Annotated in this window: 16 protein-coding genes; 9 read left to right on the top strand and 7 right to left on the bottom strand. The window is 76.9% G+C overall.

Translation table 11 applies throughout. The features are described from left to right. Nucleotides 1-984 (bottom strand): carbohydrate kinase family protein, encoded by a 984-nt coding sequence (locus EDJALFJO_RS16835; protein WP_088287323.1) that lies wholly within the window; start codon nucleotides 982-984, stop codon nucleotides 1-3. Nucleotides 985-1034: 50 nt separating this feature from the next. Between EDJALFJO_RS16835 and EDJALFJO_RS16830 the strand changes: the two genes are divergently transcribed. Further along, nucleotides 1035-1559, top strand: a complete 525-nt coding sequence (locus tag EDJALFJO_RS16830; protein ID WP_088287322.1) for a GNAT family N-acetyltransferase — start codon at nucleotides 1035-1037, stop codon at nucleotides 1557-1559. An 80-nt stretch (nucleotides 1560-1639) separates the two neighbouring features. Here EDJALFJO_RS16830 and EDJALFJO_RS16825 read toward each other — a convergent pair whose 3' ends face one another. From EDJALFJO_RS16825 to EDJALFJO_RS16810, 4 genes are all read right to left on the bottom strand, one after another. Then, entirely contained in the window at nucleotides 1640-2014 is a 375-nt protein-coding gene (locus EDJALFJO_RS16825; RefSeq protein WP_088287320.1) for an iron-sulfur cluster assembly accessory protein, read from the bottom strand. A gap of 141 nt (nucleotides 2015-2155) precedes the next feature. Beyond that, on the bottom strand, nucleotides 2156-3577 hold the full coding sequence (locus EDJALFJO_RS16820) for a hypothetical protein (RefSeq protein WP_088287318.1): 1422 nt from the start codon (nucleotides 3575-3577) through the stop codon (nucleotides 2156-2158). Beyond that, nucleotides 3574-4119: a SigE family RNA polymerase sigma factor gene (locus EDJALFJO_RS16815; protein ID WP_088287316.1), complete on the bottom strand. Its 546-nt coding sequence runs from the start codon at nucleotides 4117-4119 to the stop codon at nucleotides 3574-3576. Before EDJALFJO_RS16815 ends, EDJALFJO_RS16820 begins: the two co-directional genes overlap by 4 nt. A 127-nt stretch (nucleotides 4120-4246) precedes the next feature. After that, nucleotides 4247-5416, bottom strand: coding sequence for a glycerate kinase (locus EDJALFJO_RS16810; RefSeq protein WP_088287314.1), 1170 nt, complete (start codon nucleotides 5414-5416; stop codon nucleotides 4247-4249). Between the two features lie 229 nt (nucleotides 5417-5645). Here EDJALFJO_RS16810 and EDJALFJO_RS16805 point away from each other — a divergent pair, with 229 nt between their 5' ends. Both EDJALFJO_RS16805 and EDJALFJO_RS16800 read left to right on the top strand, forming a co-directional pair. Beyond that, complete coding sequence (locus tag EDJALFJO_RS16805; RefSeq protein ID WP_088287312.1) at nucleotides 5646-6722, top strand: hypothetical protein; 1077 nt, start codon at nucleotides 5646-5648, stop codon at nucleotides 6720-6722. Continuing rightward, nucleotides 6719-8191, top strand: coding sequence for a bifunctional diguanylate cyclase/phosphodiesterase (locus tag EDJALFJO_RS16800; RefSeq protein WP_143448619.1), 1473 nt, complete (start codon nucleotides 6719-6721; stop codon nucleotides 8189-8191). The genes EDJALFJO_RS16805 and EDJALFJO_RS16800 overlap by 4 nt, the downstream gene beginning before the upstream one ends. A gap of 36 nt (nucleotides 8192-8227) precedes the next feature. On the opposite strand, the gene EDJALFJO_RS16795 is transcribed toward EDJALFJO_RS16800, so the two are convergent. Further along, complete coding sequence (locus EDJALFJO_RS16795; protein WP_088287308.1) at nucleotides 8228-9643, bottom strand: dipeptidase; 1416 nt, start codon at nucleotides 9641-9643, stop codon at nucleotides 8228-8230. Nucleotides 9644-9686: 43 nt separating this feature from the next. Here EDJALFJO_RS16795 and EDJALFJO_RS16790 point away from each other — a divergent pair, with 43 nt between their 5' ends. The 3 genes from EDJALFJO_RS16790 (at nucleotide 9687) to EDJALFJO_RS16780 (ending at nucleotide 14904) form a co-directional block, all read left to right on the top strand. Further along, complete coding sequence (locus EDJALFJO_RS16790; RefSeq protein ID WP_198950381.1) at nucleotides 9687-10310, top strand: DUF3043 domain-containing protein; 624 nt, start codon at nucleotides 9687-9689, stop codon at nucleotides 10308-10310. A gap of 45 nt (nucleotides 10311-10355) precedes the next feature. Then, a complete protein-coding gene (locus EDJALFJO_RS16785) occupies nucleotides 10356-11366 on the top strand; it encodes an aldo/keto reductase family protein (RefSeq protein WP_088287304.1) in 1011 nt (336 codons plus the stop codon). A 109-nt stretch (nucleotides 11367-11475) separates the two neighbouring features. Beyond that, a complete protein-coding gene (locus EDJALFJO_RS16780) occupies nucleotides 11476-14904 on the top strand; it encodes a S41 family peptidase (RefSeq protein ID WP_198950380.1) in 3429 nt (1142 codons plus the stop codon). 16 nt (nucleotides 14905-14920) lie between these two features. On the opposite strand, the gene EDJALFJO_RS16775 is transcribed toward EDJALFJO_RS16780, so the two are convergent. Beyond that, complete coding sequence (locus EDJALFJO_RS16775) at nucleotides 14921-15133, bottom strand: hypothetical protein (protein ID WP_088287374.1); 213 nt, start codon at nucleotides 15131-15133, stop codon at nucleotides 14921-14923. Nucleotides 15134-15216: 83 nt separating this feature from the next. On the opposite strand from EDJALFJO_RS16775, the gene EDJALFJO_RS16770 reads away from it, so the two are divergent. The 3 genes from EDJALFJO_RS16770 to EDJALFJO_RS16760 form a co-directional block, all read left to right on the top strand. Further along, a complete protein-coding gene (locus EDJALFJO_RS16770) occupies nucleotides 15217-16509 on the top strand; it encodes a bifunctional adenosylcobinamide kinase/adenosylcobinamide-phosphate guanylyltransferase (RefSeq protein WP_088287300.1) in 1293 nt (430 codons plus the stop codon). Beyond that, a complete protein-coding gene (locus tag EDJALFJO_RS16765) occupies nucleotides 16506-17381 on the top strand; it encodes a nicotinate-nucleotide--dimethylbenzimidazole phosphoribosyltransferase (protein ID WP_088287298.1) in 876 nt (291 codons plus the stop codon). Before EDJALFJO_RS16770 ends, EDJALFJO_RS16765 begins: the two co-directional genes overlap by 4 nt. Nucleotides 17382-17421: 40 nt before the next feature. Then, the coding region (locus EDJALFJO_RS16760; RefSeq protein ID WP_143448622.1) for an adenosylcobinamide-GDP ribazoletransferase at nucleotides 17422-18027 on the top strand (606 nt) is incomplete at its 3' end.

The following is an 18027-nucleotide window of genomic DNA, read 5'->3' as shown; positions in this document are numbered from 1 at the left end:
TCAGCCGAGGGCGGCCGTCAGGTGCGGGGCGACCTCGGCCGCGGCGTCGTCGCCGTAGGCCGCGGCGAGGCGGGCGAGGAAGCCGGCCGAGGCGAGGTCGTACTCCTGCGGCCCGACGGTCTCCAGGACGAGGGTCGCCAGGGTGGCGCCGGTCTGCGCGCAGCGCTCGGGCCCGAGCCCCCAGACCAGCCCGGCGAGGAAGCCCGCCCGGAAGGCGTCGCCGACGCCCGTCGGGTCGGCGATCCGCACCGGCGGCACGGCCGGGACCTTGAGGGTCTCGCCGTCGACGCTGTCGATGACGACGCCGTGCTCGCCGTGGGTGGTGACCCGGACGCCGACGCGGCGCAGGATCTCCGCGTCGTCCCACCCGGTCTTCTGCTGGATGAGGGCGGCCTCGTAGTCGTTGCTGAACAGGTACGCGGCACCGTCGACGAGCCGGCGGATCATCGCGCCGTCCGACCACGCGAGCTGCTGGGAGGGGTCGGCCGCGAACGGGTAGCCGCGCGTGCGGCACTCGTCGGTGTGCCGCAGCATCGCGTCGGGGTCGTTCGGGCTGACGACGACGAGGTCGAACGCGGTGTCGCGGGCCAGCGGGCCGAGCTCGATCTGCCGGGCCTCGCTCATCGCGCCGGGGTAGAACGACGCGATCTGCGCCTGGTCGTCGTCCGTCGTGCAGATGAACCGCGCGGTGTGGTGCACGTCGGAGACGTGGACGCCGGAGCAGTCCACCCCGTGCCGTTCCAACCAGGAGCGGTAGTCGGTGAAGTCCTCCCCCACCGCCCCGACGAGCAGCGGCCCGGTCCCGAGCCGGGCGAGGCCGAAGGCGATGTTCGCCGCCACGCCGCCACGCCGGATCTGGAGGTCCTCGACGAGGAACGACAGGCTGATCTTCTGCAGCTGCTCGACGACGAGGCTGTCCGAGAACCGGCCCTTGAACGACATGAGATGGTCCGTCGCGATGGACCCGGTCACAGCGATGCGCACGGGGCGTCACGCTACCGGTACGGCGGACCCGCGCGAGGACGGAGGACCCCATGATCGTGCGCCCGCGCACGGCGGACGACGTCGCCGCGTGCGTGTCGCTGGCCCTCGAGGTGCACCGGACGGACGGCTACCCGGGCCACCTGCCCGCCGACGTCACGTCGTTCGTGGCGCCGCCGTACGAGCGCGTCGCCTGGGTCGCGGAGCAGCACGGGCGGGTCGTCGGGCACGTCGCGCTCCACGAGGCGCAGGGCGACCCGACGTTCGGCCCGGCGCACCGGGCGACCGGCCTGGGCGCCGACCGGCTGGCGGTGCTGGCGCGGCTCTTCGTGTCGCCCGCGACACGCCGTGACGGGGTCGGTGCCCGGCTCGTCGACACCGCGACCCGGCACGCCGACGCCGAGGGACGGCGCGTGGTGCTCGACGTCGTGCAGGGCTTCACCGGGGCGGTCGCGTTCTACGAGGCCCTCGGATGGGTCCGGTTGGAGCCGCTCGAGCTGGACCTCGGCACGACGGTCCTCGACCTGTGGGTGTACCTCTCCCCCACCTCCGGCGGGCCTGCCGGTCGGCCCGGGTGACGACGACGGCCGCGGTCACCCGCTCGGGGTGACCGCGGCCGTCGCGCGGACCGTGGGCTCCGGCGGACCGGAGCGGTCGGTCAGTGGAAGCTGTCGCCGCAGGCGCAGGACCCGCCGGCGTTCGGGTTGTCGATCGTGAAGCCCTGCTTCTCGATCGTGTCCGCGAAGTCGATGGTCGCGCCGTCGAGGTACGGCGTGCTCATCCGGTCGACGATGACCTCGACGCCGCCGAAGTCACGGACGGCGTCGCCGTCGAGCTGACGCTCGTCGAAGTAGAGCTGGTAGATGAGCCCCGAGCAGCCACCGGGCTGGACGGCGACCCGCAGGCGCAGGTCGTCGCGACCCTCCTGCTCGAGCAGGCTCTTGACCTTCGTGGCCGCGACCTCGGTGAGGAGCACGCCGTGCTCCTTCGTGGCCTGCTCGGTCGTCTGGGTCGTGGGGTCCTGGACGGTCATCTGATCGTCTCCATGGGTTCGGGAGGTCACGCTGGCTCGGGCGCGGGGCCCGTCGGTGGACTCAGCGCAGGTTCTCCGCGCTGCATTCCCGACCAGGGTACGTCGGCGGGCGCAGGTTCTCCCGCCCGGCCCGGCCCCGGGTCATCGGGTCCCGGCGACCGGGCCGGCGAGGATCTGCGACTCGGGCCACGGGCGGGCCACGTCGACCATGCCGCGCTCGTGGTCCCCGGCGTCACTGAAGTGCGCGAAGATCGGGTCCTGGTCGACCTCGACCTCGGTGACCACCCGCTCGAGCGGGACGGGCCCGAGGTTCCGCTGCCGGGTGCCGACCTCGACGGTCGTCGCGCCGGTCCCCCCGACCGCACGGACGACGCCGTCCTCCAGCCACGCCACGGGGACCGCGCCAGGGTCGAGCTCCGCCGGGAACGCCTCGACGGCGTAGGCGGTCACCGTCGCCCCGCCGCCGTCCCGGACGGCGACCACCCGCGCCCACCCGCCGCCCGGGGCGCGCAGGACGAGGACGGCGGTCGCCCGGTCCCCCGCGGTGTCCGCGAGGACGACCCGGGAGCCGTCGCCGGGTGCCGGCTCGATCCCGGTGACCCGGGCGGCGAGCGTCACGAGGTCGCCGCGCGCTGCTGGGTCGGAGATCCCCGTCCCGCGGGCCGCCGCCGCCCCGTCCGGCGCCGCTGCCTGCGCCCACCACGCGTCGACGTCGAGCGACGAGCCCGTGTAGGAGCCCGTCGACAGCGGCCTGCTCCCGTCCGCCGGCCGCACCGACACGTCGAGCCGACCGGCCACCGAGGCGAGCGGGGCCACGTAGACCCCGGGCCAGCGCTCGGCGGCCGGTACCTCGTGCGGCCGGACCGTGCCGTCGGCCGCGACGTCGTTGCCGGCCGTGACGACGGTGGTCGCCCCCGCACCGGCCCACACGACGAGCCCGGACGGGGCACCGGCCCCGCCGGTGTCGGCCGAGCTCACCGTCCAGGACAGCCCGTACCTCTGCAGGCAGACGTCCGTGGCGGCGCAGCCGTCGGCGAGGCGCAGGTCCGCGGCCGGCGCCCCTGCCGGGCCGACGAGCCACTGCACCCCGCGCGAGCGGGACCACGCGACGAGGACGAGCCGGCTGCCCTCGACGTCCGTCGCGACGAGCACCCGCGGGCCCCGGACGTCACCGAGGTCGTCCTCGTCGGCCGCACGGGCCCGGACCGCCGCGAGGAACGCCTCGTCGCGGGCGAGGCTGCCGACCGTCGGCCCGTCGAGCCGCGGCGCCCAGGCCGGGGCCGCCGGCACCGCGACCGGGTCGCCGCGCAGACCGCCCAGACCGGCCACCCCGGACGCGACGCCGGTCACGGCGAGCGCCCCGGCGACCAGACCCGCCGTCCACGTGGCCCGCCGTCGGCGGACCGCCGCAGCACGCCGCCGGACCAGCGCGGGCCACGGCGCCGGGCCGGGGTCCATCCGGTCCTGCCGCGCGGCGAGGGCCCGCCGCACCGTCTCCGCCTCGACCGCGCTCCACGCCTGCTCCGGCTCCGCGAACCCCGCGCGTCGTCCGTTCCCGGTCATCGCTCCCCCTCACCGGCCGCCGGGACCCCGACGAGGTCACGCAGCGCCGTCCGCTCCCGCAGCCGGGCCATCGCCCGGTTGGTCTGGCTCTTCACGGTGCCGACCGAGCAGCCGAGCAGCTGCGCGGTCGACGCCTCGGACTGGTCCTCGAGGAACCGCAGGACGACGACCGCGCGCATCCGCGCCGGCAGCAGCGCGAGCTCGACCCAGACGGCGTCGGCGAGCGCCCGCTCCTCGGCGAGGTCGACGTCCCACGCACCGCCGGCCGGGGCGCCGCCCTCCTGCGTCCCGGCCGGCAGGAACGTCTCGCGCACCCGGCGGCGCCGGGCCCGGCTGATGACCGTGTTGACGACGGCCGCCCGGACGTACGCCTCCGCGCCGTCGAGGCGGACGTGCCGCCAGCGCCTCCAGGTCTTCTCCAGCGCGCTCTGGACGACGTCCTCCGCATGGCCCCGGTCGCCCGTGAGCGTCCACGCGAACCGGACCAGCGCCGGCCAGCGGGCGTCGACGAACACCCGGAACGTGTCGTCGGCGTCGCTCACGTCGTCACCCCCGGGGCGGCCGCCCGGCCGCCGCTGCTGTTCCCCATGCCCCTTCTACGCGGGGGCGGGGCCTCCAGGTTGACACCCGGGACGGACGACGATCACCGCTGCCGCACCGGCGGCGACGTCAGCGCGACCAGGTGCGGGCGACCCGCTCGGCGCGGGCCGCGAGAGTTCCGTGCGGGTCCGCCATCGCGGCGTCGACCTCGGCCGGGCTGCTCGCGACCGGGTACGCGGCGTCGACCCCGATCGTCTGCGCCTCGCGCCGGCCGACGAGCACCTGGCCGGCGACGACGACGACGGGCACTCCGACGTCCGTCGCCGCCCGGGCGACCCCGGCGACGACCTTGCCGCGCAGCGACTGCCAGTCGAAGCAGCCCTCCCCGGTGACGACGAGGTCGCTGCCGCGCAGCCGCGCCGGCAGGCCGACCGCGTCGAGGACGGCCGTCGAGCCGGGCACCCGGGTCGCGCCGAGGAGCATGAGACCGAAGCCGAGGCCGCCGGCCGCGCCGGCGCCGGGCGTCGCGGTGAGCTTCGGGTCGAGCCCCAGCGCGGTCGTCGCGGCGGCCGCGAGGTCGCCGAGGCAGCGCTCCAGGGACTGCGCCTGCTCCGGGCCGGCCCCTTTCTGGGCGGCGAACCCGGCGCTCGCGCCGTGGAACCCGAGCAGGGCGATGTCGACGTCGCTCGCGACGACGAGGTCGACGCCCGACCAGTCCGTCCGGACGTCGGCGAGCCAGCCGAGGTCGGCCGCCGTGAGGTCGCGCAGCGCCGCCCCGCCGGCGGCGAGCCGCTCGACGACGGCGCCGGTCACCGGGTCGGCGGCGACGTGCGGCGGGGCGAGCGCCGCGAGCACCCCGGCGCCGCCGTCGTTGGTCCCCGAGCCGCCGAGGCCCACGACGACGCGGCGGGCCCCGGCGTCCCGGGCCGCCCGCAGCAGGTCGCCGACGCCGCGGGTCGTCGTCCGGCCCGGGTCGCGGCGGTCGGCGGGCACGAGGTGCAGCCCGCACGCCTGGGCGGACTCGACGTAGGCGGTGACGGCGCCGTCCTCGCCGGGGACGACGAGCAGCCCGGCGGGCACCGGCTCCCCGAGCGGCCCGGCCACGGTGAGCGCCTCGAGCCGGCCGGCGGGCAGCGCCGCGGCGAGCACCTCGAGGAAGCCGGGGCCGCCGTCCGAGAGCGGGCAGAGGTCGAGGACGTCGTCCGGGGCGTGCCGGCGCCAGCCCTCGGCGAGCGCGTCAGCGGCCTGCGGCGCGGACAGCGTGCCGGTGAAGCAGTCGGGGGCGAGGAGGACACGCATCCGCCGATCCTGGCACGCCGGCCCGGGCCCGGCCGGGCGGGCCGGCGGCCGCGGCGCCGACCGCGACGCCGGGTCTCCCGGCTGCGTCCTGCCGGGTGAGCGCGTCACCGGGTCGGCCCACGGCCGCCGCGCCGGGGGTCAAGGTCCCGGGCGGTCGCGCCGACGCACCCGGGGAGGCCGGGCACCCGCCCGGCCCGGCGGCGCGCGCGCCCGACGGGAAGGAGACGGCATGGACGCCCTCCTGTGGCCCGGCATGCTCCTCATCCGTCGGCTGCGGGTCGCGACGAAGTTCGCGGCGGTCCTCCTGCTGCTGCTCGTCCCGCTCACGGTGAGCCTGGCGCTCAGCGGGGCCCGGGCGACGGGCCAGATCACCGATGCGGGGCTCGAGCGCGACGGCCTGACGTACGTCGAGCCGCTCGTCCGGATCGTCGCCGAGCTGTCCGAGGTGCGCCAGCAGGCCGCGGCCGGCCGGCCGACGACAGCGGCGGACCTGCCCGCACGCCGCGACGTCGAGGAGATCGACGCCCGGCTCGGGGACGTCTTCAACGTCCACCCGCAGTGGCTGCGGCTGCGCGACCAGCTCACCCGCATCACCGACGGCAGCCTCACCCCGGCCCAGCAGGCGGTCGCCGCCGCGACGGCCCAGGAGACGGCGCTCGACCTCATCGACTCGGTCACCGACGCGAGCAAGCTCATCCTCGACCCCGAGCTCGACACCTACCACGTGCTCATCGCGCTCGCGGACCGGCTGCCGCGCCTGCTCATCGCCGCAGGCACGGCGCAGGAGCGCTACACGGCCGACGCCACGCCCGACATCCGCGAGGACATCCGCTGGCAGCTCGCCGTGGCGGACCTGCGGACGACGCTCGACCGGCTCGTCGAGGACGTCCGGACGGCGCAGGCCGCGACGTCGTGGACCGGCTTCTCGGACAACGTCTCGCCGCAGGTCAACGCTCTGTTCATCGCCGTCCGGCAGTACCTGGCGGTCGGTGACCAGGCCACGGCCGGCGGTGGCACCCGGGCGGACCTGGGCTCGGTGACCGCGTCGTCGACGGCCCTGTCCAGCGCCCTCATCGGGACCATGGACACCCTCCTGGCCCAGCGCCAGGACCGGCTCGCGGGCGAGCGGAACCGGCCCGTGCTCCTCACCCTGGGGATCCTCGCGATCACCGTCTACCTGCTCGGCGCGCTGTGGCGGGCGACGTCCCAGGACGTCCGGACCGTCCTCGAGGACATCTCGACGGTGACGACCGGCGCCCTCAACCAGAGGTGCCCCTCACCGGGTCGGACGAGTTCGCCCAGATGAGCAGCGCGATGGTCTACGCCCGGGACCGGCTCACCGCCCTGCTCGGGGAGCTGCGCTACCAGGCGACCCACGACGAGCTGACCGCCCTGGGCAACCGGGCGCAGTTCATCGAGAAGCTCACCGAGGCCCTCGCCGAGGGCGAGCCGCCGCTCGCCGTCGTCCTCGTCGACCTCGACGGCTTCAAGGACGTCAACGACAGCTTCGGCCACGAGATCGGCGACCGGCTGCTGCGCACGGTCGGTGCCCGGCTGCACCGTGCCGCCGGCCGCGGGGACGTCGTCTGCCGGCTCGCCGGCGACGAGTTCGCCGTCCTCCTCCAGGACGTCGGCACCCAGGCCGAGGCCCGGCAGCGGATCGACGCGCTCATGACGAACGTGGCCCGCAACGTCGACATCCGGGGCCGCAACCTGCACGTCGCCGCGAGCGCCGGGTTCGCGCTCGCCGCGCCGGGGACGGCGACCGTCGTCGAGCTCATGCGGGACGTCGACGTCGCCCTCAACGCCGCGAAGGCCGCGGGCAAGGGGGCCGTGACGGCGTTCGAGCCGGCGATGCGCGAGGCGACCCAGGAGCGCACCGAGCTCTCCGGCGACCTCGTCACGGCGCTCACCGCCGGGGACCAGATGTCGCTGGCCTACCAGCCGATCGTCGACATCGCCTCGGGCCGCATCCTCGGCGTCGAGGCGCTCGTCCGCTGGCAGCACCCGACCCGCGGGCCGATCTCGCCGGTCGTCTTCATCCCCCTCGCGGAGGCGACCGGGCTCATCGTGCCGCTGGGCCGCTGGATCCTCGGCGAGGCGGTCCGCCAGCTCGCCGCATGGCGCACGGAGTTCCCCGACGGCTACCCGCTGACCCTCGACGTGAACATCTCCGCCGAGCAGCTCGAGGACCCGGCGCTCGTCGGAGAGGTGCTCTCCCTCATCGACGAGACGGGGATCGACCCCGGCCGCCTCGTCCTGGAGATCACCGAGTCGGCCCTCGTCCAGGACCTCGACGCCGCGCTGCGCCGGCTGCGCCAGATCAAGGCGATGGGCGTGCGGCTCGCGCTCGACGACTTCGGCACCGGCTACTCGTCGCTGAGCTACCTCAAGACGCTGCCGGTGGACATCCTCAAGATCGACCGCTCGTTCGTCGTGGACCTCGAGGACGACGGCCCCGGCGCGGCCATGATGAAGGGCATCGTCGAGCTCGGTGCCGGGCTGGGCATCGAGCTCATCTGCGAGGGCGTCGAGACCGTCGAGCAGCGCCGCCGGATCGCGTCGGCCGGCTGCCGGATGGGCCAGGGCTTCCTCTGGGCGACGCCGCAGACCGCGCCCGCGATCAGCGAGATGCTCCGCTGGGGCGTGCTGGGGCCTGCTGACCGGCCCGCCGACCGGCCCGCCGACCGGCCCGCCGACGTGAAGGAGCTCCCGTCGTCCGCGGCCGCGCTGCCGGCGCAGCGGTCCCGGGCCGAGGACCGCGAGACGCCCTGACCGCGCTCTCCCGGACGGCGCCCGCCCGGACGACGGTCAGCGGCCGCCGAGCGCGGCGAGCAGCAGGGTCTCGGCGACGCAGGCCCGGGCGAACTCGGCGAGGTGCAGGGACTCGTTCGTCCCGTGCGCCCGCGTGTCCGGGTCCTCGACGCCGGTGACGAGGACGGTCGCGTCCGGGTAGACCTCGCCGAGCGCCGCGATGAACGGGATCGAGCCGCCGACGCCCATGTGCACCGGCGCCCGGCCCCAGGCCTGCTCGAGCGCCCAGCGGGCGGTGTCGTAGACGTCGTTCCCGAGGTCCCCGGCCCACGGGTGGCCGGCCTCCCCGAGCGTCACCGTGACGTGGGCGCCCCAGGGCGCGGCGGCCAGCAGGTGCTTCTCGAGCGCGGCGAACGCCTGCGCCGGGTCCTGCCCGGGGGCGATCCGCATCGTGAACTTGGCGCGGACCGCCGGGAGCAGCGTGTTGGACGCCGTCGCGACGGACGGCGCGTCGATCCCGGTGACGGTGATCGCGGGGCGGGTCCACAGCCGGGTCTCGAGGCTGCCGGTACCGACGAGGGCGACCCCGTCCAGGACGCCGGCGTCGGAGCGCAGGGCGGCGTCCGAGTACCCGAGGTCGTCGGCCTCGCCGCTCACGAGGCCGGGGACGGCGACGTCGCCGTTGGCGTCCCACAGGCCCGCGAGGAGCCTGAGCGTCGCGGTCATCGCGTCGACGACGGCGCCGCCGTACATCCCGGAGTGGATCGCGTGGTCGAGCGTGCGGACCTCGACGACGCCGTCGACGAGGCCGCGCAGGCTGGACGTGAGGGCCGGCTCCCCGACGCGCCAGTTGGTGGAGTCCGCGACGACGATGACGTCGGCGGCGAGCCGGTCCCGGTGGGCGGCGAGGAACGCCTCGAAGGTCGGCGAGCCGATCTCCTCCTCGCCCTCGACGAAGACGGTGACCCCGACGGGCAGGTCGTCGCCGAGCGCCCGCAGCGCCGCGAGGTGGACGGCGATCCCGGCCTTGTCGTCGGCGGCGCCGCGGCCGTACAGCCGGCCGTCCCGCTCGACCGGCTCGAACGCGGGGGTGTCCCACAGCGCCGGGTCCCCGGGCGGCTGGACGTCGTGGTGGGCGTAGAGCAGGACGGTCGGGGCGCCGTCCGGGCCGGGGCGGCGCGCGACGACCGCGGGCGCCCCGCGGACGACGCCGTCGACGGCCCCCTCGGAGCCGGGACCGGCCGGCACGTCGACGCGGAGCACCTCGACGTCGTCGAACCCGGCCCCGCGCAGCAGGTCGGCGACCCGGGCCGCGCTCGCCCTCAGGTGCGCCCGGTCGAAGGCCGCGGCCGAGACGCTCGGGATGCGGACGAGGTCCTCGAGGTCGGCCCGCAGCGCCGGCAGGGCGGCCTCCACCCGGGCCCGGAGCCCTTCGACGTCGACCTGGGGAGCACGGAAGGACGGTGCGGTCATGGCCGACACCGTATCCGGGGCCGCGGCTGCGTACCCTGGTGCCGTGTTCGGACGGACGAAGACCTCAGGCAAGACCTCCACCACCGCTGCCGCCACGACGGACCACGAGGTCCGCGAGGGCGCCAAGGGCCGGCCCACGCCCAAGCGCCGGGAGGCGGAGCAGCGCAACCGGCGCCCGCTCGGCTCCCCCGCCCGGGCCGCCGCCGTCCGCCCGGGCGCCTCGAAGGAGGAGAAGAAGGCCGCACGCGAGGCCGAGCGCAAGGTCTTCGCCGAGGAGCGCGCCCTCCAGCGGCAGGCCCTCGTCACCGGCGACGAGCGCTACCTGCCCGTGCGGGACAAGGGCGTCGCCAAGCGGTTCACCCGCGACTACGTCGACGCCCGCCGCAACGCGGGCGAGCTGTTCATCCCGGTCGCCATGGTCATCCTGCTGTCGAGCCTCATCCCGGTCGCGGTCGTCGTCCGGGCCTCGCTCGTGGCGCTCTACGCGCTCGTGCTGTGGGTGATCGTCGACAGCTTCCTGCTGCGCCGCAAGCTCAACCGGATCACCGTCGACCGGTTCGGCGACAAGGCGACCGGCTGCGCGACCTACGGCATGATGCGCGCCCTGCAGATCCGCCGGACCCGGCTGCCCAAGCCGCAGGTGAAGCGCGGCGAGTTCCCGGTCTGACGTCTGCATCTGAAGGGCGGGGACGGCGCACGTAAGGTCGGCCCCATGGACTTCCGCTACCTCGGCAACTCCGGGCTCAAGATCTCGGAGATCACCTACGGCAACTGGCTCACCCACGGCTCCCAGGTCGAGAACGAGGTCGCGACGCAGTGCGTGCGCGCGGCGCTCGACGCGGGGATCACGAGCTTCGACACGGCCGACGTCTACGCGAACACCGCGGCCGAGACCGTGCTCGGCGACGCGCTCGCCGGTGAGCGACGCGAGAGCGTCGAGATCTTCACCAAGGTCTACTGGCCGACCGGCCCCGGCGGCCCTAACGACACGGGCCTGTCGCGCAAGCACATCATGGAGTCGGTCAACGGTTCGCTGAGGCGGCTGAGGACCGACTACGTCGACCTCTACCAGGCGCACCGGTACGACACCGAGACGCCGCTCGAGGAGACGATGGTCGCGTTCGCCGACATCGTCCGGCAGGGCAAGGCGCTCTACATCGGCGTCAGCGAGTGGACCGCCGACCAGATCCGCGCGGGGCACGCGCTCGCCCAGGAGCTGCGGATCCCGTTCGTCTCGAGCCAGCCGCAGTACTCGATGCTGTGGCGGGTCATCGAGGGCGAGGTCGTGCCGACGTGCCAGGAGCTCGGGATCAGCCAGATCGTCTGGTCGCCGATCGCCCAGGGCGTGCTCACCGGCAAGTACCTGCCCGGTCAGGCGCCGCCCGCCGGCTCGCGCGCGACCGACGAGAAGGGCGGCGCGACCTTCATCAAGCGGCTCATGACCGACGAGATCCTCGAGCGGGTCCAGAACCTGCGGCCCGTCGCCGACGAGCTCGGGCTCACCCTCGCCCAGCTCGCCGTGGCGTGGGTGCTCCAGAACGACAACGTGGCGGCCGCGCTCGTCGGCGCGTCCCGGCCGGAGCAGGTCACGGAGAACGTCAGGGCCGCGGGCGTGAAGATCCCGGCCGAGCTCATGAAGCGGATCGACGAGGTCCTCGGCGACGTCCCGGTCACCGACCCGGGCATGACGGCACGCTCCGCCCCCGCGGGTCGCGCGGTCTGACCCTGCTCCCGGGCCCGTCCTCTGGCGGCTCACGCACCCCAAAACGTGTTCTTGAGGTGCTGGACCCGCCAGAGGACGGATCACGGGAATGGTCCTAGAGTCGCTCGCGATGAGTGCATCGAGCGCGTACCTGAGGTTCCCGTCGATCCGCGGCACGCAGGTCGCCTTCGCCGCCGAGGACGACGTCTGGCTCGCCCCCGCGGACGGCGGCCGGGCCTGGCGGATCACGGCGGACGACGCCCCCGTCGCGCACGTGCGGCTGTCGCCCGACGGCGGCCGGGTCGCCTTCACGAGCCGCCGCGACGGGCCGCCCGAGGCCTGCGTCGCCGATCTCGACGGCGGCGGGGCGCGCCGGCTCACCTTCTGGGGCGAGGACACGACCCGGGTCCTCGGCTGGCTCGACGACTCCCGGGTCGTCGCCGTCTCCGCGGTCCGCGCGGCCGACCGGGCGATGACCTGGGCCTGGGTCGTGCCCGTCGACGGCGGCGTCCCCGAGCGGCTGCCCTACGGGCCGGTGACGGGTTTCGCCCCCGGCCCGGACGGCGCGCTCGTCCTGGGCGCCGACCAGAGCCGCCGCGGCGCCGCGTCCTGGAAGCGGTACCGGGGCGGCGACGGCGGCAAGCTGTGGGCCGACCCGGCCGGCACCGGCACGTTCGCCCCGCTGCTCACCGCCCTCGGCGGCCAGCTCGAGGACCCGACGTGGGTCGGCGACCGGCTCGTGCTCCTGTCCGACCACGAGGGCTGGGGCAACGTCTACTCGGTGCTGCTGCCGCGGGACGCCGACCCGGCCTCGCTCGCCGCGCCCGTCGACCTGCGCCGGCACACCGACCACGGCGACGCCTACGCCCGGGCCCTGTCCGGGGACGGCGCACGCCTCGTCTACCAGTGCCTCGGCGACCTCTACCTGCTCGACGACGTGACCGCCGGCAGCACGCCGCGGCGCCTCGACGTCACCCTCGGCGGCCCGCGCTCGGCCCGCCGCCCGGCCCCGGTCGACGCCGAGGACGCCCTCGCCGACCTCGCCCCGGACCGGACCGGCCGGGCCAGCGCCGTCGAGGTCCGCGGCACCGTGCACTGGCTCACCCACGCCGACGGCCCCGCGCGGGCGCTCGCCGAGACCCCCGGGGTGCGGGCCCGGCTGCCGCGGGTCGTCCCGGCGGCGGGTGCCCCCGGCAGCGCCGGCGACCCCGCCCGCCCGGTGGTCCTGCGGGTCACCGACGCGGACGGCGACGACGCGCTCGAGGTCGGGCCCGCCGACGGGGCCACGCCGCCCCGTCGCCTCGCGGGCGGCCGGCTCGGGCGGGTGCTCGAGCTCGTCGGCTCCCCGGACGGGCGGCTCGCCGCCGTCGCGACGCACGACGGCCGGCTCCTCGTCGTCGACCTCGCCGCGGGGGACGACGCCGACCCCGTGACGACCGTCGTCGACGACGCCCCGGGCGACGTCACCGGGCCGGTCTTCTCCCCCGACTCGCGCTGGCTCGCGTGGTCGCACCCGGGGCTGCCGCCGCTGCGGAACATCCGGCTCGCCGACCTGCGCCCCGGCGACGGCGCGTCGGGCCCGGCCGCCGGGCCGCTGGTCCTCGACGCGACCCCGCTGCGCTTCCAGGACAGCGACCCCGTCTTCACCCCGGACGGCAGGTACCTCGCCTTCCTCTCGGTCCGCACCTTCGACCCGGTCTACGACGCCCAGGTCTTCGACCTGTCGTTCCTCGCGGCCCAGCGGCCGTACCTGCTGCCGCTCGCCGCGGCGACGCCGTCCCCGTTCGCGCCGGAGAACGACGGCCGGCCCGTCGAGGCGGACGACGACAAGGACGACGACGGGCACGGCGGGCACGACCACGGAGACCACGACGCCCCGGCGGACGACGCCGCCGACGCGGACGGCAAGGACCACGAGGCCAAGGACAAGGACCACCCGCCCGCGGTCGTCGTCGACGCCGAGGGCCTCGACGCCCGCGCGGTCGCCGTCCCGGTGCCGGCCGGCCGCTTCCGCAGCCTGCTCGCCGCGAAGGGCGCGCTGCTGTGGCTCGACGTCCCGCTGACCGGCGAGCTCGGCGACGCGCGGGCCGGGGACGACGAGCCGGCCGCGACGCTGCGCCGCTTCGACCTGCGCCGCCGCCGCGCGACGACGCTCGCCACCGGCGTCCAGGACGTGTGGCCGAGCGGCGACGCCCGCCGTCTCGTGCTGCGCGACGACGACGGGCTGCGCGTCGTCCCGGCCGACCGCAAGGTCGACGAGGACGACGACGCCGGCGACGCGGTGCACGTCGACCTCGACCGGGTCCGGGTCGTCGTCGACCCCGGCGCGATGTGGCGGCAGATGTACGCCGAGCAGGGCCGCCTCATGCGCGACCACTTCTGGATCGAGGACATGGGCGGCGTCGACTGGGACGCCGCGCTCGCGAAGTACGCGCCGCTCGTCGACCGCGTCGGCTCCCGGGACGACCTCTCCGAGGTGATCTGGGAGGTCGTCGGCGAGCTCGGCAGCTCGCACGCCTACGAGGTGCCGCCGCGACGCCCGGTCGACGCGGCGCTGCGGGTCGGGCACCTCGGCGCCGACCTCGACCGCGCCGACGACGGCTCCTGGGTCGTCGCCCGGGTCGTGCCGGGCGAGCCGAGCGTGCTCGCGGCCCGGTCCCCGTTGCTCGCGCCGGGGGTCGGGATCGGTGCCGGGGACGCGCTCCTCGCCGTCGACGGCCGCCCCGTCGACCCGGTGGCCGGTCCGTGGCCGCTGCTCGTCGGGACGGCGGGCCGGCCGGTCGAGCTCACCGTGCGCCCCGTGGGGGCCGCCGCGGACGCGCCGCCGCGCCGGGTCACCGTCGTCCCGCTGCGCGACGAGCGGGCGCTGAGGTACCACGACTGGGTCGCCGGCCGGCGGGCCGCGACCCACGCCGCGTCCGGCGGCCGGGTCGGCTACCTGCACGTGCCCGACATGATGGCCAGCGGCTGGGCCCAGCTGCACCGCGACCTGCACGCGGAGCTCGCCCGGGACGCGCTCGTCGTCGACCTGCGGCAGAACGGCGGCGGGCACCTGTCCGAACTCGTCCTGGAGAAGCTCGCCCGGCGGATCCGGGCCACCTCGGTGAACCGGCACGCCCCGGCGGAGACGTGGCCGAACGCGGCGCCCCGCGGGCCGCTCGTCGCGCTGACGAACCAGTGGGCCGGCTCGGACGGCGACATCGGCACGTCGATGTTCCGTGCCCTGGGGCTCGGGCCCGTCGTGGGCACCCGGACCTGGGGCGGGGTCATCGGCATCGACGGCCGCTACTCGCTCGTCGACGGGACGGGCGTCACCCAGCCGCGGTACGCCTTCTGGATGCTCGAGGAGGGCTGGGGCATCGAGAACCACGGCGTCGACCCGGACGTCGAGGTGGCGATCCCGCCGGACGCCTGGGGCCGCGGCGAGGACCCGCAGCTCGACACCGGCGTGCGGCTCGCCCTCGAGGCGCTCGCGGCCGCCGCCCCGGTGCCGGAGCCGGACCCGGCGACCCGGCCCGACCGGTCGGCGCCCGCCCTGCCGCCGCGGCCCGCGGGCTGACCGGCTACTCGACCGGCTACTCGACCGGGCGCAGGCTCATGTGCTCGTAGACCGGCCGGCCGTCCTCGAGGAGGGAGACGCTCTCCACCCCGGCGGCGAGCAGGTCGCGCCAGGCCTCGCCGACCCAGGTCTCGGCGTCCGCCTGGCTCGGGAACGCCGTGTCGGCCAGCCCCTCGCCCTGCATGACGCTGCCGTCGACCGCCTCGTACCGCCAGGTCCACCCGCTCATGGCGTCACCGTACACACGCCCCCGGACGACGCCCGCCGCCGAGCCCTCCCGCCGCGCACGGGACGCGCCGATACCCTCGCCCGGTGACCCCCGCGACGCCCGGCCCGCTGCTCGCCGGAGCCGCGCTGCTCGGCGGTGCGGCCGCGGCCTGGCCCGTCGACGGCTGCGGCTGCGTCACCTGCGCGGCCGGGCCGGACGCCGCCGGTGACCTGCTCGGTCTGGCCCTCGGCCGGTCCCTCGTGCTGGACGGCGGCCCGCCTGCGCCGGAGGGCGCGGTGCACCTCGCGAGCGGCGCCCTCGGCGCACCGGCGGCCACCGCGCGCCCCCTCGAGGTCGGCGACCAGGTCGTCGCCGGCCCGGTCCGCGCCGTCGCGCTGCCCGGCCCGGTCGGCTCGCCCGGGGCCGTCGCGGTCGTCGTCTCCGACGGGACGTCGACGCTGCTCTGGTCGCCCGGCTGCGGGCCGCTGCCCGACGAGACCCTCGACGTCCTCGGCGACGCCGGCCTCGCGGTCGCCGTCGTCGACGTCCGCGACACGACCGGCACCGCGTCGGCGACCTCCGCGGCGCACCGGCTCGCGGACCTGCGCCGCAGCGGCGCGCTCGGGCCGCAGGCCCGGGTCGTCGCGGTCGGCCTCGACCACACCGGCCCCGCGGCGCACCGGGTCCGGGCCGGCCTCGCCCGGCACGGCGTGACGCTCGCAGCGGCCGGCGACCGGCCCGCCGCGCTGCCGCTGCCCGGCGCCGTCCCGCCGGACCGCCGCACACTCGTCCTCGGGCCGGCCTCCTCCGGCAAGTCGGCCGCCGCCGAGGACCTGCTCGCGGCGGAGCCCGCCGTCGAGTACGCGGCGACCGGCCCGGAGCCGGACGCCACCGACGCCGACTGGACCGCGAAGGTCGCCGCGCACCGCGCCCGCCGGCCGCGCGGCTGGACGACGGTCGAGGCCTCGGGGCCCGGTGCGCTCGCGGCGCTGCTGCGCTCCCCCGGACCGCCCGTGCTCCTCGACAGCCTCGGCACCTGGGTCGCGGCCGTCCTCGGCCGCGCCGGCGCCTGGGACGCGACGGACGACGCGACGGACGGCCCGGACGGCGACCCGCACGACTGGCGTGCCGCCGCCGACGCCGAGGTCGCCGACCTCCTCGACGCGTGGCGCGGCACCCGCCGCGTCGTCGTCGCCGTCGGTGAGGAGGTCGGCTGGGGCGTCGTCCCGGCGACCCGGTCGGGCCGGCTCTTCGCCGAGACCCTCGGCGACCTCTCCCGGCGCCTCGCCGACCAGACCGAGCGCACGCTCCTCGTCGTCGCGGGCCGTGTCGTCGACCTCGACGCGCCCGCCGAACCCGCTGTGTCCCCGGACCCCGCCGCAGGAGGCCCCCGATGAGCGCCGCACCGCTCGACTTCGACGACACCGACGACGACCCCCTCGAGGCGATCGGCACGGAGGTCGTCGCACCGGCGATCGAGCCCGGCGACGAGGTCCGGGAGCGGTTCGCGGCGTCCGGGGCCGACGAGGCGCTCGGCCGGCTCGCGGCGCTCGCGGTGTGGTGGGCCGAGGTCCGCGGCGACGCCCGGGCCGGTGCACCGGCCCGGGTCGTCGCGCTCGGCGCCGGCGACGACGCACCGCTGCCGCCGACCGTCACCCGCCGCGCCCTCGACCCCGCACCGGACGGCGTCCCGACCGCCGTCGACGCGGCCGTCGCCCGGGGCACCGCCCTCGCCGACGAGCTCGCCGACGCAGGCACCGACCTCGTGCTGCTGCCGCTCGAGCTCGGCATCGCGGGGCGGGCGCTCACCGGCTACCTCATGGGGCTGGACCCGGTCGAGACGAACGGGTGGCAGACCACCGACCTCGACGACGAGCGCTGGATGGACGAGGTGGCCCTCGTCCGCGACACCCAGTGGGCGCTGCGCGGGCTGCGCGGGCGGCCGATCGCCATGGTCCGGGTGCTCGCCGACCCCCGGCTCGCCGCCGCGACCGCGTTCCTCCTGCGCAGCGCCGTCCGGCGCACCCCGGTCGTCCTCGACGGCCCGGGCGCGGTGACGACCGCGCTGCTCGCCGCCCGCTGCTCCCGGCTCGCGTCGCGCTGGTGGCTGCCCGCCGAGGTCGGCGACGCGCCCCTGCACGAGCGCAGCCTCGGCTCGCTCAACCTCACCGCCGTGACCCGGCTCGGCCTGCGCGTCGAGGACGGCACGGCGTCCGCCGGGGCGCTCGGGCTGCTCGGGATCGCGGCGACGCTGCTCGCCCGTGACTGACCCGGCCGGGCCGCCGTCGCGGCCGGTGCAGCCGACGCCGCTGCCGCAGCGCGGCCGGTTCGACGGTGCCCGGCTCGCGGTCGGCACGCTCACCGTGCTCCGGGTCCCGGCCCCCGGCGTCGTCGACGCCCGCTCGGCCCGGACCGCGATGCTGCTCGCCCCGCTCGCCGGTCTGCTCCCGGCCACCGGCGCGGCGGTCGTCGTCGCGGCGGTGCAGGCCCTCGGGATCTCCCTGCTCGTCGCCGCCCTGCTGGCGCTGGGCGCGGCCGCCCTGCTCACCCGCGGCCTGCACCTCGACGGCCTGGCCGACACCGCCGACGGCCTGGCCGCCGCCTACGACCGGACGAAGGCGCTCGACGTCATGCGCCGCGGCGACGTCGGCCCGGCCGGCGCGGTGACGCTCGTGCTCGTCGTCGGTGTCCAGGCCGCCGCACTCGCCCAGGCCGCCGCCCAGGTCGTCGCGCACGCGGGCGGACCGGGCACGGTCAGGGCCGCCGTCGCGCTCGGGGTCGTCGTCCTCGTCGGGCTCGGCGCCGGCCGGGTCACCCTGCCGCTCGCCTGCAGCCGGGGCGTGCGGGCGGCCCGGCCGGGCGGGCTCGGTGCCGCCGTCGCGGGCAGCGTCCCGGTGCCCGGCACGGTCCTCGTC

The sequence above is a fragment of the Kineosporia sp. A_224 genome, from assembly GCF_002198655.1.
Taxonomy (GTDB): domain Bacteria; phylum Actinomycetota; class Actinomycetes; order Actinomycetales; family Kineosporiaceae; genus R-H-3.
This window is presented reverse-complemented; position numbering and strand designations above follow the sequence as displayed.